Source organism: Micromonospora endolithica, from assembly GCF_003626595.1.
In the GTDB taxonomy this organism is placed as follows: Bacteria; Actinomycetota; Actinomycetes; order Mycobacteriales; family Micromonosporaceae; genus Micromonospora; species Micromonospora endolithica.
In genome coordinates, this window is sequence record NZ_RBAK01000001.1 from 138,765 (window position 1) to 152,819 (window position 14,055).

A 14,055-nucleotide genomic window follows, 5' to 3' on the forward strand; every position below is an offset into this window, starting at 1 on the left:
CAGTTCTCGACACAGAGGAGTTTCCGATGAGCGCCTTAGACAACCTTCCGGTCGTGGTGATCGGCGCCGGCCCGGTCGGTCTGGCCGCCGCCGCGCACCTGCACGAGCGCGGCATCGCCTTCACCGTACTCGAAGCCGGGGACACCGCCGGCGCCGCCGTGCGGCAGTGGGGACACGTGCGGGTGTTCTCGCCGTGGCGGTACAACATCGACCCGGCCGCCCGCCGGATCCTGGAGGACGCCGGCTGGGTCGCCCCCGACGCGGATGCCCTGCCCACCGGCGGCGAACTCGTCGCCGGCTACCTGCAGCCCCTCGCAGAGCTGCCGGCGCTCAAGCACCACCTGCGCTACGGCGCCCGGGTCGAGGCGATCAGCCGGCTCGGCCTGGACCGGCTGCGCACCGCGGGACGCGAGACGACCCCGTTCCTGATCCGTCTCGCCGACGGCGAGGAACTGCTCGCCCGCGCGGTGATCGACGCCTCCGGCACCTGGGGCATCCCGAACGTGCTCGGCGCGTCCGGCCTGCCCGCCCGGGGCGAGGCCGACGTGGCGGCGTACCGGGAGCACGCGCTGCCCGACGTGCTCGGGCAGGCCCGGGACCGGTTCGCCGGCCGGCACACCCTGGTCGTCGGCGCCGGCCACTCCGCCGCCAACACCCTGCTCTCCCTGGCCGAGCTCGCCGGGTCCACGCCGGGCACCGAGGTGACCTGGGCGATCCGATCCGCCTCGCCGTCGCGCACCTACGGCGGCGGCGACGCCGACGCCCTTCCCGCGCGCGGCGCCCTCGGCTCGCGGCTGCGCGCCCACGTCGACGCCGGCCGGATCCGGCTGCTCACGGGCTTCTCGGTGCAGGCCCTCACGCCGGCCGGTGACCGCGTGAGCGTGGCCGTCCGGCACACCGCCGGTGGCGAGGAGGCGATCACCGTGGACCGCATCGTCGCGGCCACCGGATTCCGTCCGGACCACTCCATCACCGCCGAGCTGCGCCTGGACCTGGACCCCGTCATGGGCGCCACCCGCGCCCTGGCACCGCTGATCGACCCGAACGAGCACTCCTGCGGCACCGTGCCCCCGCACGGCGTGGACGAGCTCGCCCACCCGGAGACCGGCTACTACGCCGTCGGCATGAAGAGCTACGGCCGCGCGCCGACGTTCCTCATGGCCACCGGCTACGAGCAGGTCCGCTCCGTCGTCGCCGCTCTCGCGGGCGACTGGCAGGCCGCCCGCGACGTGCAGCTCGACCTGCCCGAGACCGGCGTCTGCAACAGCAACCCCGACGACTCCGCCACCGGCGACAGCTGCTGCGGATCAACTTCGGCCACCGAGCCGACGGGACGGGGGCTCGCCACCGGCATCTCCGGTGGCCTGCTCGCCGCGCCGTTGGGCCTGGTCACGCTCGACGCCGCTCCCGCCGACGCTGCGACCGGCGGCTGCTGCGGCAGCTGATGCCCACCACCACGACGGTGCCCGCCGACCTCACTGTCGGTGGGCACCACGCCCATGGCTGGCGGATCGTCGCCGCTCTCGCCGTCACCTCGACCATCGGTTACGGCGTCCTGTACTACGCCTACCCGGTCCTGATGACACCCATGGCCGCCAGCCTTGGTGCGTCCACCACCGCGGTCACCGGCGCGCTCACCGCCTCCGTCCTGGCCGGTGCCCTGGTGGCCATTCCGGTCGGCCGATGGCTCGACCACCACGGTGGGCGCGCGCTGATGACCGTCGGCTCGATCACCGCCACCGCGCTTCTGATCGCCTGGTCCCAGGTGCAGACCATCGGCCAGCTCTACGCCGTCATGATCGGCATCGGGATCACCGGCGCGATGGTGCTCTACGAACCCGCCTTCGCCGTCATCGTCTCCTGGTTCACCCCCCGATCGGCGCGCCACCGCCCTGCTGGTGGTCACGATCGTGGCCGGGTTCGCCAGCACCGTTTTCATGCCCCTGACCGGCCTGCTCACCGCGCACCTCGGCTGGCGCGGCGCGCTGCTCGTCCTCGCCGCCATACATGGCCTGGTCACCGTTCCCCTGCACGCGCTCACCGTCCGCCAGCCCCGACCACCAGCGACGACAGCATCGTCCGGCTCGGCGCGGCCCGAGCACGTCCAGCGGCGGGCGGTCGCCCGGGCAGCGATGGGCGACGCCCGCTTCTGGATCCTCGCCGTGACCTTCATCGCCCACGGCGCAGCCACCAGCATCATGACCGTGCACCTCATCGGCTACCTGATCAGCCGCGGGCACCCCGCTACCTTCGCCGCCACCGCCGCCGGCCTGCTCGGCGTCCTGTCCGTCGCCGGCAGACTCGTCCTCACCGCCGCCCGCCGACGACTGCCGGTCGTCACCATTGTCGCCGCGGTCTTCGCCACCCAGGCCACCGCCGTGCTCGCGATGCCGCTGCTCGCCGGCACCCGCACCGGAGCGATCATCAGCGTGGTCGGCTTCGGGCTCGGCTTCGGCATCACCAGCCTCGCCACCCCCGCCCTGCTCGCCGACCGGTACGGCACTACCGCCTACGCCACCATCGCCGGCCGACTCGCCACCCCCGTCACCGTCGCCAAAGCCGCCGCGCCCCTCGGCGCTGCCACCCTCCTGCACACCGCCGCCGGCTACACGCTGCTGCTCACCACCGTCGCCGCCTGCTGCGCGCTCGCCTCCACCGGCATGCTCCTGCGCGCTACCGCCACGCCGCCGGCCGCCAACGGCTGAGCTGGACACCCCTCGAGCGAGAGAACCGCCGCTGCCGGGCAGTTCGGTGTGGCGATCAGTGGGATTGTGGTTGCACGGACAGCAGGCGCGCAACAATGCCGCTGTCACGCGGGCGCCAGTGTCGACCCGGCCAACAGCCACCCGATCAGGATGAGGTGGTGATGTCGTCTACGCCCGGCGTCCCCGCAAGCCGCCGTCAATCAACCTGTGGTGGCGTGGCGCCATACCTTGATCGAGGACAGGGCCAGCAGGACGGCCAGGCCGGGGACGAGAACCGCGTCGGGGATGACGCCGAGCAGCAGGCCGCCGCCGATGGTGCCGGTGATCGAGCCGAGCGCGAGGACGCCGGTGAGGCGGGCGTGGCGGCGCAGGACGGCGAAGCTACCGTCGCGGCTGTAGCGGGCGAAGGCGACGAGCATGGTGGGCAGCGACACGGCCAGGGATAAACTCCCGGCGATCTTGATGTCGGTGCCGAACAGCAGCACGATCGTGGGGATCAGCAGTTCACCGCCGGCCACGCCCATGAGGGCGGCGACAACACCGATGAAGAACCCGGCGACCACGCCGGCGGTGACGACGACGGCCGGCGCCAGGGCGATGTGGTGCAGCGTGCCGGTGTGGTTGCCGATGAGATCCGCGGCGATGGCGACGAGCAGGACGGCCAGGACCCGGTAGAGGGTGGCCGAGCGCATCCGGGTGGCCCAGAACGCTCCGGCCCACGCGCCGGCGAGGCTGCCGAGCAGCAGGTTGGCGACCACGTCCCCGTGCGGGGCGAGGGCGGACAGCGGCACCGCGCCCAGCCGGGCGGGCAGTGCGGTCAGGACGACGACGAGGCTGAGGGCCTTGTTGAGGATGACGGCTTGCAGCGCGGCGAACCCGAGCATGATGAGCAGCGGCAGCCGGAACTCGGCCCCGCCCAGGCCGATCATGCCGCCGAGGACCCCGACGGCCGCGCCGGCGGTGAACGCCAGAGGCAGCCAGATACGAACGGCACGGCGGTCCGTGGCTGGCGATGTCTGCACAGGCGGACCCTACGGGGCGATCAACGTGCCGGCGGTTGAGGGCCAGCAGGCGGTGCTGCTCACGCCGTTTCGCGCGCGTCGGTCCTCGATGGATTGGCGGACAGGGCTCGCGGCCGGGCTCCCCGCTACCCGTTTGGATCGTTTCCGTCTCGGGGATGGGGCGCCGATCGGTGACGGGCGGGTGAGTCGTGGGGAACTATGGGACGCCGAGGCGCGGTGTCCGGTGGTGGTGATGTCTCCTCCATCAGCCTGGCCAGTCCGGCCCGGGTGGCAACCACCAGCAGTTTCTCGCCGCGCTGTAACCGGCGGCCGGAAGGCAGGGAGGACGGCAGGCGAGCGCCGAGCGTGTTGGTCACCTCAAGTAGCCACGCTTCGCCGGGACGCCGTAGATCACCAACGGTCTGTTCCTCGACAGCCGAGTACGGGGCGACCACGAGGTCAGCCATCAGCAGGACCCGTCGGTCGATCGGTATCGCCTCCAGGTTCTGCCCGAGCAGGCGCGCGGCGAAGAACGGCACCGCCAGGTAGCTGACGCTGCGCGAGATGGTCAGATCGAAGGCCTGCTGTACTTGTTCGGCGAAATCGCCGTCGAAGAGTCTCAGGACCACCCGCAGGTCGCGGTGAACGGCCCGGCTGATCAACGCTGTCTCCAGATTGACAGAGTCGTCGGACGTGATCACCACCAACGCACGACTGGTGGGCACCGAGGCGGCCAAGAGTGTGCCGCGCCTGCTCGCATCGCCGATGATCAACGGAACACCCAGGTCCCTGGCGACCTGCACACCACGCGCGTCGGCCGATCTGTCGATCGCGACGACGTTGACGCCGAGAGCGTGCAGCCCTTCGATCACATGACTGCCGACGCCTCCCAGCCCCACCACCACGACGTGGTCCGCTACCCGCTTCGGCAGCGTGCCGTCGAGGACCTCAAGCCGGGCCTTGACGACGGCGTCGACCACGGCACCGGTCAACAGGGGGATCAGCGCGATACTGACGATCGTCAACACGAGAAGGGTCACCTGTTCCAACGCGGTAGCACTCAGCTCAGCGTCGGCTCCACCGAACGCGGCGAGAACAGCTGCGTAGATCACCTCCCGCCAGGAGTCGTCCGGACGCTGCAGCGCCAGAATCGCGGCCCCGGCGACCAGGAGGCCCACGAAACCCGCCAGCACGAACCGCAGCCTCCGCCACACTCGTTCGAGGATGGCCCCGACAGGATGGCGCTGAGTGCGCCGGGAGTGAGTCAACGCTGCCGGCTTGCGGGGTACGGCGGAGGCAAGAACGAGATCAGCTGCGTCTTGGTCCGCTGGTAGAACGTCCGCTCCCTCGCGCCCCTCGCTGACAGCCAGACCACACAGGACCGCGCGGGCGGGTACGTCTTCTCGGCGTGCCACGACGATGGTGCCGCCACGCAGCCCTTCCGTGGGCGTCACCTCCCCCACGGTTGCCGCCACGAACGCCGGCGCAGCCAGAGCCCCATCCGACAGCACCGTGCAGTACGGCAGCTGCGCGATGCCCTCACTCAGGCTCGTGTTGAACATCCGCACGACGATCCGCAGGCCCGGGTTGAGGCCGTGCGCCAGCAGAGCCGCCTCGATGTTCGCGACATCGTTGCGCCCCACCAGGGCCAAGGCGTCCGCCTCGCCGAGCTCCGCCGCCCGATACGCGTCGGCGTCCGGCCGCTCCGACTCGATGATCCTCACGCCGTCCAGCTTGCCGATCCGGCGTCCGTAGGTGGACGCCCGCGAAGGCATGATCACCGTGACGTTGCGCTTGTGCCGGTTGACCAGTTCATCGGCCAAGCGGTAGGCCAGGGTGTCATCGCCACAGATGACGAACCGACGTGCTTCGCCGGCATCTACCCGAACCTCGGCGGACGCCGCGGTGACAGCCACGCCACCGATCGTATCGAGGGCTGACAAGACCGCGCGACCGGCGAGATCGCGCGAATCCGTTGCAGCGGAGGAGGATGCGAGATCACGCATCAGGCCAGAGCGGTGAACTCGCCCAGCTCGACGCCGACGGGTACAGGCCCTTGCGCCCGACGGCCGCCACTTCGGCCGACTGACCCGGGGTGGAAGCGACGGCGACGCCCCCCGCCCGCCCGGATCAACGGGCCTGGCGTCGGCGTCGGACGATCAGCAGACCGACGACCACGGCCAAGAGCACACCGGCGGCGAGCAGCGGGGCGGCGTTCGCGGTGGCAACACCGAGGGCGGCGCTGATGCCGGCGAGACCACCGGTGACCAGCAGAACATGCACGGTGCAGCACACGGCCAGACCGCCGGCCGCCCACAGAACGCTTCGGCCGCCGCCGTGTGGGGTGTCAGGAACAGCAGGAGGTCGGTAGCTCGTTGCGGAACGTTCCGGCGACGATCCGCAGGCTTTCCGCCATGGTCAGATACGGTGCCCAGGTGTCGGCGATGTCGTCGACGTTCATCTGGGCCTTGATGACGTACGTGGCGGCGAGCATCATCTCCCCGGCGCCGTCGGCCAGGGCGTGCACACCCAGTACCCGGCCGGTGGCGGTGTCGGCGACGAGCTTGACAGCGCCGCGGGTGTCGCGGTTGACCAGCGCCCGCGGCACGTCTGCGAGGTCGAGAACCCGGCAGGTGCAGTCGTGCCCGGCCGCGAGGGCGTCGGCTTCGGTGAGCCCGGCTGAGGCCATCTGCGGGCGGGTGAACACCACCGACGGCAGGCCGGTGTAGTCCACCCGGGCCGGGCGCGTCCCGGTGTCGGCCAGGGCGTTGACCGCCGCGACCCGCCCGGTGGCGGCGGCGGCGTAGACGTAATGCGGGGCGCCGGTGACATCGCCCGCGGCGTAGATGCGCGGGTTGGCGGTGCGCTGCGCGTCGTCGACGTTCACGAACCCGCGCCCATCGGTCGTCACTGCGGCGGCGGCCAGGTCTAGGCCGTCGGTGCGGGCTCGGCGGCCGGTGGCCACCAGCAGCCGCTGCCCGAGCACCCGCCGCCCGGATGCGGTGACGACCTGCACCCCGCCGTCGACGTCTTCCACCGCAGTGACGTGTTCCTCGATCACGGTGATGGCGTCGCCGGCGAACACCTCCCGCAGCGCCGCGGCGAGTTCCGGCTCGGCCCGCGGCGCCAACCGGCCGACGACCGTGACCCGGGTACCGAGGTGGGCGAACAGCTGCGCCTGCTCCATGCCGACGTACCCGCCGCCGATCACCACCAACGAGGTGGGCAGCACGTGCTGCCCCATCGCCGTGGTCGACGTCAGGTAGTCGACGTGCTCCAGGCCGGGCAGGTCCGGGCGGTCCGGTTCGGCGCCGGTCGCCACGACGTAGGCACGGGCGTGCAGTGGCTGCCCGTCGACGGCGAGGGTGTCGCCGTTGACGAACGTCGCCTGGCCGGGGCGGATCTCGAAGCCGTAGGCGGCGGCGACGTCGGCGTACTTGGCCTGCCGCAGCTGATCGACCAGTTCGTTCTTCTGCCCGACCAGCGCACCCAGATCGACCCCGCCGGCCGACGTCGGCGCGCCGGGGAACGGGTTGGCAAGCGCAGCGTGCCTCGTGCCGGCCGCTGCCAGCAGCGTCTTCGACGGCACACAGCCGATGTTCACGCACGTCCCACCGAGGGTCGCCCGCTCGACCAGCACCACCCGGGCGCCAGCCTGCCGGGCGGCGATCGCCGCGGCCATCGCCGCCCCACCTGTGCCGATCACCGCGAGATCGACGCCGTAGTCCTCATCCATGAGATGCCCTTCGCTGGTCACCGGCCGGGTACAGGGTTCAGACTGGACCTTCCAGTGCAGGGGAAGGTCAAGGGCGGGAGGTGACCGGGGTGCGGATCGGGGAGCTGGCGGCGGCGACCGGCACGACCACCAAGACGCTGCGCTTCTACGAGGACGCCGGCCTGCTGCACCCCGCCGGGCGTACGCCCGCCGGATACCGCGAGTACGGCCAGGACGCGGTCGCCCGGCTGGACTTCATCCGCCGCGGCCGCGCCGCGAGCCTGACCCTGGCACAGATCCGCGAGGTCCTCGACGTGCGCGACCAGGGCCACGCGCCGTGCCGACACGTCGAGGACCTGCTCGCCACCCGCCTGCGCGCCCTCGACGCCCAAATCGCTGACCTGCAGGAACTACGCGCCACCGTCGCGCAGCTGCACGACGCCGCCCGCGGCGGCGACCCAGACACCTGCGGCGCCGAACAGGTCTGCCGCTACCTGTAACCCGAGGAGACCACAGTGACCGCCGCCGAGACCCCTCGAACGTTCGACCACGAACACTGCGGCTGCTGCGGCCGCCAACTCCCCGCCAGCGAGGTCGTCGAGCTGGGCACCACTCCCGGGGTGTTCATCTGCGTCGGCTGCGCCCTCTGGGCTGCCCGCCGCGCCGGTCCCGTCGCGGCGCTACGGCAGCTGCGGTTCACCCCGCTCGGCGCGTTGGCGCGCCGGCTCACCGGCAGCCGCGCCACGCCGGGAACGGCCCAGGCAGCCGTGCCGATCCTGCCCAGCGCCGACCTGGACCGCACCGCCGCGTTCTACACCGCCGCCGGGTTCAGCGAGACCGAGCGCCACGACGGCTACCTGCTGCTGCACAACAGCGGGGTCGAGCTGCACTTCACTCACGAGAGCACCCCGACGCCCGGGCAGTGCTTCGTCCACGTCGCCGACGCGGTGAAGCTGTGCAAGCAGCTACGCGAGCGCGGCACCGCCGGCGCGGGCGAGGTCGCCGAGCAGGACTACGGCTTGCACGAGTTCGTCCTGACCGACCCCGACGGCAACCGGATCAGGTTCGGCAGCCCCACCAGCTGAGCAGCTTTCAACACCCCCGGCGCTCTAGCCTTGCATCCGGTACCTAGGTACAGGCTTACCGTCATGGGTATGACCAGCGATGACCAGGCGTGGGTGCCCGAGGCGTGCACCCTGCCGACCGTGGACCGGCCGCTGCGGCTGGCCGAATTCGACCACCTGTTCGCCACTGCCGTGCGTGCGCAGCAGCGGCTGTCCCCCACCGCGCTGCGGTTGCTCCTCGACCCGGCCGCCGAGGCCACGGCCCGGGACCTGACCGGCCGGGAGAGTTCCTGCTGCTCGTTCTTCACGTTCACGTTCGCCGGTGACGACGCCGGTGACAGTGGCGGGCTGCGCCTGGACGTGCAGGTGCCGGCCGGGCACGTCGACGTCCTGGACGCGCTCGCCGGCCGGGCCGCCGCCGGGATGGCCGGGTGAGCGGGTTGCGCAGCAGCCAGGTCGCCGCAGCGACCGGGGTGAACCTGCAGACGCTGCGCTACTACGAGCGCCGCGGGTTGCTCGCCGAGCCGGACCGCAGCCTCGGCGGGCATCGCCTCTACCCGGAGCACACGGTCACCGCGCTGAAGGTGATCAAGGCGGCGCAGCGGCTCGGGTTCACCCTCGATGAGGTCGCTGACCTGCTGGAGGCCGGCCAGCACCGGCATGCCCGGCGTCAGGACGCCGGGTTACAGGCCCGTGCCCGGGCCAGGCTGTCCGAGGTGCAGGCGAAGATCGCTAACCTGCAGGTCATCGCCGGCACGCTGCGCGCCGCCGTGGACGCCGGCTGCGACGACCTCGTCGCCTGCACCGATCAGCCGTGCTGCCCCATCCCGTTCGCGACCATCGCCGTAGGAGCCTCCGATGCCGACCCTCGTTGACCGTGCCCGCCGGGTGCTCCCGTCCGGGTTGACCGGCCTAGCCGGGGTGGCGTGCGCGGCGTGCTGCGCCATCCCGCTGCTGCTGGCCGCCGGGGTGTTGTCCGGCGCCGGGTGGGCCGCCGCCGGGGCGTGGATGCCCGGCATCGCCGTCGCCCTGGCCGCCCTGGCCGGCGGCGCCTGGTGGTGGGCGGCCCGGCGCCGGCACCGCGGCGACTGCGCCGACGGCACGAGCTGCGGCTGTTCGACCGGATCACCGGCATGACCGCGGGCCGCGGCCGGGCCGGTACGGTCCCGGCATGACCGTCGCCCGTTCCATCCTGTTGTTCGTCGTCGCCGCGCTGTTCGAGATCGGCGGGGCGTGGCTGGTCTGGCAGGGCTGGCGCGAGCACCGCGGCCTGTGGTGGATCGCCGCCGGCGTCATCGCCCTCGGCGCGTACGGGTTCGTCGCCACCTTCCAGCCCGAGGTGAACTTCGGACGCATCCTCGCCGCCTACGGCGGCGTGTTCGTCGCCGGATCTCTCGCCTGGGGCATGGTTGTCGACAAGTTCCGGCCCGACCGTTGGGACATCATCGGCGCCGGCATCTGCCTGATCGGCGTCGCCGTGATCATGTACGCGCCAAGGACCGCCGGCGGCTCCTGATCGCCAGAAACCACCGCTTCTTGACGATCGTCGACACAGCCTGAAGATTCGACCCCGTGTCTCGGCCAGGCCGGTGAGGAAGAGCGTGCCTGCGGTCACGAGCCGGCCTCAACGAGGAGGACGAACACCGAGGGCCGTGGTGACAACCGCCAGCGGGCCAGTGACACCTACACCAGCGTCCTACCTGCCGTGAAACGCCGCTGCGCCACCGCCCCCGCCAAACTCGTCCTCGCCGCCGCCCCGCCGCGCCCGCACCAGAATCCGCAAGAAGGGCCGCCGCAACCGACCCGCGCCGCAGCCGCGACGGGTGTTCCCGTCAAAGCACAGCCACCACAAGCTAGAAGCAGCGGCAGGTCAGAGCCCAGTCGACCCAATCGACGTCACGGACGGTCATGACACCTTTGGGGCGCCAGGCGACGCATCTCGCGCGCGGCGCTTAAACGATATCGATCGTGTACTGCGCGGTGTGCACCCGGCCGTCGACCTGGAAGTCGAAAAAGGCCCGGTACCGGCCGGCGCTCGGCGCGGTCAGCCAGAACGTGATCGCCCCGTTGACCAGGTCCGGCTCCGGGTGGACGTGCACATAGCCCAGGTCGCCCTCGCGGACGACGACCAGGTGCCCGTACGCTCCCAGGTACCGCTGCACCTGCACCGGGCCCGCCGTGCCGTCACGGCCGACCCCGAATGCCATCGGCACGGTCACACCCGCCGTGGGGGTGCCGGTCATCTGCACCGTGAACGGTCCAGCCTTCGCCTGTGTCTGCGCCGACGGCAGCGTGACCGGGGCGTATGCGCCGGGCACGTGGTGGTCGGCACCGAGAACCAGCGGCTTCGGTGTGGCGTCGTCGGTGGTGACGGTGAAGTCGGCGTAGATGCGGTAGGTGCCGGCGCGGGCCAGTCGCAGGGGGACGCTCCAGGTGCCGTCGGATGCCATCGTCGGATGCAGATGCTGGTAGCCGCTCAAGTCCCGGCCCACCACAACGAGGTGCAACGGTTTGTCGTGAACGGTCACGAACTGCGTCGCTGCCTGCCGGTTGGTCCCCAGGATGCGGAACCGGTAGTCGACGGTCTGGCCCGCCGGCTGGGACCGCTGCACCGGCTGCAGGGTGTACCCGCCGGCGCTGACCGTCGTTCCGGTTGCCTGCGCCTGGCCCGCGCTGCCGTCACCCGGATGCGTGTGCGGCCCGGTACCGGGCGCATGTTGGTGCCCGGCTGCCGCCGACGCCGCCTGCTCTGTCGCCGCTGCCCCGACGGATGCCGGACCCGCCTGCGTGCCGGCGGCGGTCGGCTCGCCCGCACCGGTCCGTCCGAGGCCGAACCCGACCAGTAAAGCGACCACCAGGCTACCGACGAGCACCGCGAGGCGCGCGGTGCTTGTATGAGGCCCGAACGTCGAGGCGACACGGGGCCCATCGAACTGGCCGGCCGGTGCGGCTGCCTGCTGGTTACCGTTTGTCGCTGCGGTCGCCGGGCCCGCATCCTGTCCGGCCGTCGACCCGGTCGCGGCGGCGATGCCCGCGGTGGCAGCCTCCACGCGCTTCCTCGCCGCGGCAACGGCAGTCGGTCGTCTCGTGTCCCCGGAGTGTGCGGAGCTGGCCCTGCGATCGGCGCCGCCGCGACCAGGTGTTTGCCCCTTGCGCGCCGAGGACGCCCCCGTGGTGCGGGAGCCCGCACCGCGCCGGCGCGAGGCCACGCCAGAGGTGCGGGAGCGCCCGGAGGGCCTGCCTGCCGAAGTTGGGCGAAGTCGCCACACCACGAATCCGGCGACCATCGCGACCAACGCCACCGCTACACCCCACCAGAGCAGCAGGCCGGGTCCACCGTCGTCATCTGCTGCGGGGCCGGTCGCGAGCGCGGGGGGCGCCGCCGAGACCGGTGGTGCGGCCGAGGTGGTTTCCGCCCCGGGCCCGTGTCCGGACGTCTCGTGCTGCTGAACGGCGGCCATCAGCGCCGCGTCCGGTTGGTCGGTGGGCCGGCTCCAGCCCGCCGGCGCGGCCGTCGGGCGCCCCGTGTAGCGGAAGGTCATGCTGCCTCGTACCGGCTCACCGTCCGATGCCACCGACAGGTAGCTCACGGAGTACTGCCCTGCGGCGGGCAGGTGCGCAACCTGCACCACCGCCGGGAACCCCGTGGTGTACTCGCGCGGCTCGAACGTCCCGTTGACCAGGACGTACTCCCGCACCGGCTTGTCCAGCGGCTTCGGCTCGCCGTAGCGCCAGCTGTGGTCAACCCGACCGCCATCGGGGGCGGTGATCGTGAAGTACGCGTTCGAGGCGACCTTCTCGGTGAAGTAGAGCTGCACGTCGGTCATCGCCTCGGTCACCGTGGCACCCGGCGCGGGCGTGGACATCGCCAGGGATCCGTGCGCCGCAGCCGGCTGTACGGGCACGAGGACGATGACCGCTACAACAGAGAGCGCGAGGATCCCGCAGACAAGCCCTCGGGGTGATCGGCGATGAGGACGCATCAGCACATGCTCGTGACAGAACCGTCTTTAGTCGAGATCGAACTATCTTTTTGTTCGCATGGCAGAAGCTGCGGCCCGCCTCGATCGAAGTCGCTGCCCGATGTGACCTCGACCTGATGATCGTGGCGGCGCCGCTCCTTCGGTCTGCCCTGGATTGCCACCCGGGTGTGGCGATCCGTCGCCGACCGGGCTGTCAGCCGGTGATGACCTGCCACAGCAAGAAGCCGTTGAGGGCGATGACCAGGGCGGCGATGGCGCAGGCGGCGGCGGTGGTCGCGGGGTGATTGACCAGGTTGCCCATCAGGTCGCGGCGGCGGGTGAAAACGACGACGGGGATGAGCGCGAAGGGGATGCCGAAGCTGAGCACGACCTGGGAGAGGACCAGGGCGGTGGTGGGGTCGAGGCCGAAGGCCAGGATGGCCAGGGCGGGGATGAGGGTGATCAGGCGGCGCAGCAGCAGCGGAATGCGCCGACGCAGGAAGCCTTGCATGATCACCTCGCCGGCGTAGGTGCCGACGCTGGTGGAGGCCAGCCCTGATACCAGTAGTGCGATGGCGAAGCCGAGCGCCGCGGCGGTGCCGACGCTCTGGGCGAGGCCGGCGTGCACGCCGTCGAGGGTGTCGGTGCCCGGGACGTCAGAGCGGTGGAAGCTGGCAGCGGCGATGAGCAGCATGGCCAGGTTGACGGTGCCGGCGGCGGCCAGGGCGAGCAGCACGTCGGTGCGCTGGCCGCGGAACAGGGTCCGCCGTTCGGCGTCGCACGTCGGCGGGATGCGGTCACGAGTGAGCGCGGAGTGCACGTAGATGACGTGGGGCATGACGGTGGCACCGAGGATGCCGGCGGCGAGCAGAACGCTGTCGGTGCCCTGCAGGCGCGGCACAAGGCCGGCGGCGGCGGAGCCCACGTCGGAGCCGGCGGCGAGCAGGTTCGCGGCGAACGCGACCACGATGACGCCGAGCAGGCAGGCGATGACGATCTCAAAAGCACGGAAACCGCGGGCGCGCAACGCCAGGATGGCGAAAGAGGCAACACCGATGATCACCCCGCCCGGCAGTAGGGGAATGCCGAACAGCAGGTACAACGCGACCGCGCCGCCGATGACCTCAGCCAGGTCGGTGGCCATCGCGACGAGTTCGGCCTGCACCCACATGACCCGGTTGACCGGACGGGGCAGGTGCTCACGGCACAACTCGGGCAGGCTGCGCCCGGTGGCCAGGCCGAGCTTGGCGGTCAGCGTCTGCACGAGCATCGCCATCAGGTTGGCGACAACAACCACCCAGACCAGCAGGTAACCGTAGCGGGCGCCGGCGGTGGAGTTGGTGGCGAAGTTGCCGGGGTCGACGTAGGCGACGGCGGCCACGAACGCCGGGCCCAGCAGGATCAGTCGCCCACCCAGCCGACCGCGGGCCCGGGCGAGCTGCAACGGCGACGCCGCCGATCCAGCGGCGAGTTCATTAGTGACCACCTGGCACCTCCCGACAACACCGATTAGACGCGGGTGCTGTTCCCGCTGGTGGTGGCCTCCTCGGGCCACGTCGGGTCCCGGCAGGGCCAAGCCCGCTGCATCACGGGAGAGGACAGGTGTTG

14 protein-coding genes are annotated in these 14,055 nt (G+C 71.6%); 8 read left to right on the forward strand and 6 right to left on the reverse strand.

The window, feature by feature from the left end:
- The first annotated feature begins 26 nt into the window (after nt 1-26).
- Together D7223_RS00605 and D7223_RS33295 are read left to right on the forward strand one after the other, a co-directional pair.
- On the forward strand, nt 27-1,445 hold the full coding sequence (locus tag D7223_RS00605) for an FAD-dependent oxidoreductase (RefSeq protein WP_120723682.1): 1,419 nt from the start codon (nt 27-29) through the stop codon (nt 1,443-1,445).
- Nucleotides 1,446-1,898: 453 nt separating this feature from the next.
- Complete coding sequence (locus D7223_RS33295) at nt 1,899-2,705, forward strand: MFS transporter (protein ID WP_272948663.1); 807 nt, start codon at nt 1,899-1,901, stop codon at nt 2,703-2,705.
- Between the two features lie 200 nt (nt 2,706-2,905).
- Here the strand turns inward: D7223_RS33295 and D7223_RS00615 are convergent, their stop codons facing one another.
- The 4 genes from D7223_RS00615 to merA all read right to left on the reverse strand — a co-directional run bounded on the left by D7223_RS00615 (nt 2,906) and on the right by merA (nt 7,442).
- The gene (locus tag D7223_RS00615) at nt 2,906-3,727 is read right to left on the reverse strand and encodes a sulfite exporter TauE/SafE family protein (protein WP_202864559.1); all 822 of its coding nucleotides are present in this window, start codon (nt 3,725-3,727) and stop codon (nt 2,906-2,908) included.
- Between the two features lie 125 nt (nt 3,728-3,852).
- Nucleotides 3,853-5,712, reverse strand: coding sequence for an NAD-binding protein (locus D7223_RS00620; protein ID WP_120723684.1), 1,860 nt, complete (start codon nt 5,710-5,712; stop codon nt 3,853-3,855).
- Nucleotides 5,713-5,836: 124 nt separating this feature from the next.
- Nucleotides 5,837-5,989 carry a hypothetical protein gene (locus tag D7223_RS32645; RefSeq protein ID WP_158610802.1) on the reverse strand — a complete coding sequence of 51 codons (153 nt, stop codon included), beginning with the start codon at nt 5,987-5,989 and terminating at the stop codon, nt 5,837-5,839.
- A gap of 64 nt (nt 5,990-6,053) precedes the next feature.
- Nucleotides 6,054-7,442, reverse strand: coding sequence for a mercury(II) reductase (gene merA / locus D7223_RS00625; protein ID WP_120723686.1), 1,389 nt, complete (start codon nt 7,440-7,442; stop codon nt 6,054-6,056).
- Nucleotides 7,443-7,531: 89 nt separating this feature from the next.
- Between merA and D7223_RS00630 the strand changes: the two genes are divergently transcribed.
- From D7223_RS00630 to D7223_RS00655, 6 genes are all read left to right on the forward strand, one after another.
- Nucleotides 7,532-7,921: a heavy metal-responsive transcriptional regulator gene (locus D7223_RS00630; RefSeq protein WP_120725543.1), complete on the forward strand. Its 390-nt coding sequence runs from the start codon at nt 7,532-7,534 to the stop codon at nt 7,919-7,921.
- 15 nt (nt 7,922-7,936) lie between these two features.
- Nucleotides 7,937-8,506: a VOC family protein gene (locus D7223_RS00635; RefSeq protein WP_120723688.1), complete on the forward strand. Its 570-nt coding sequence runs from the start codon at nt 7,937-7,939 to the stop codon at nt 8,504-8,506.
- 69 nt (nt 8,507-8,575) lie between these two features.
- On the forward strand, nt 8,576-8,920 hold the full coding sequence (locus D7223_RS00640; protein ID WP_120723690.1) for a hypothetical protein: 345 nt from the start codon (nt 8,576-8,578) through the stop codon (nt 8,918-8,920).
- Nucleotides 8,917-9,360, forward strand: a complete 444-nt coding sequence (locus D7223_RS00645) for a MerR family transcriptional regulator (protein ID WP_120723692.1) — start codon at nt 8,917-8,919, stop codon at nt 9,358-9,360. The genes D7223_RS00640 and D7223_RS00645 overlap by 4 nt, the downstream gene beginning before the upstream one ends.
- Nucleotides 9,344-9,622 carry a hypothetical protein gene (locus D7223_RS00650; protein WP_120723694.1) on the forward strand — a complete coding sequence of 93 codons (279 nt, stop codon included), beginning with the start codon at nt 9,344-9,346 and terminating at the stop codon, nt 9,620-9,622. The genes D7223_RS00645 and D7223_RS00650 overlap by 17 nt, the downstream gene beginning before the upstream one ends.
- A 34-nt stretch (nt 9,623-9,656) precedes the next feature.
- The gene (locus tag D7223_RS00655) at nt 9,657-10,001 is read left to right on the forward strand and encodes a YnfA family protein (protein WP_120723696.1); all 345 of its coding nucleotides are present in this window, start codon (nt 9,657-9,659) and stop codon (nt 9,999-10,001) included.
- A 436-nt stretch (nt 10,002-10,437) separates the two neighbouring features.
- Here the strand turns inward: D7223_RS00655 and D7223_RS00660 are convergent, their stop codons facing one another.
- Both D7223_RS00660 and D7223_RS00665 read right to left on the reverse strand, forming a co-directional pair.
- Nucleotides 10,438-12,468, reverse strand: coding sequence for a copper resistance CopC family protein (locus tag D7223_RS00660; protein WP_120725545.1), 2,031 nt, complete (start codon nt 12,466-12,468; stop codon nt 10,438-10,440).
- 193 nt (nt 12,469-12,661) lie between these two features.
- The gene (locus D7223_RS00665; protein ID WP_120723698.1) at nt 12,662-13,933 is read right to left on the reverse strand and encodes an Nramp family divalent metal transporter; all 1,272 of its coding nucleotides are present in this window, start codon (nt 13,931-13,933) and stop codon (nt 12,662-12,664) included.
- Nucleotides 13,934-14,055 lie beyond the last annotated feature (122 nt).

Coding starts and splice junctions, on each gene's coding strand:
- D7223_RS00605 (WP_120723682.1), top strand. CDS start 27: ATGAGCGCCTTAGACAACCTTCCGGTCGTGGTGATCGGCGCCGGCCCG.
- D7223_RS00620 (WP_120723684.1), bottom strand. CDS start 5,712: ATGCGTGATCTCGCATCCTCCTCCGCTGCAACGGATTCGCGCGATCTC.
- merA (WP_120723686.1), bottom strand. CDS start 7,442: ATGGATGAGGACTACGGCGTCGATCTCGCGGTGATCGGCACAGGTGGG.
- D7223_RS00640 (WP_120723690.1), top strand. CDS start 8,576: ATGACCAGCGATGACCAGGCGTGGGTGCCCGAGGCGTGCACCCTGCCG.
- D7223_RS00650 (WP_120723694.1), top strand. CDS start 9,344: ATGCCGACCCTCGTTGACCGTGCCCGCCGGGTGCTCCCGTCCGGGTTG.
- D7223_RS00655 (WP_120723696.1), top strand. CDS start 9,657: ATGACCGTCGCCCGTTCCATCCTGTTGTTCGTCGTCGCCGCGCTGTTC.
- D7223_RS00660 (WP_120725545.1), bottom strand. CDS start 12,468: ATGCGTCCTCATCGCCGATCACCCCGAGGGCTTGTCTGCGGGATCCTC.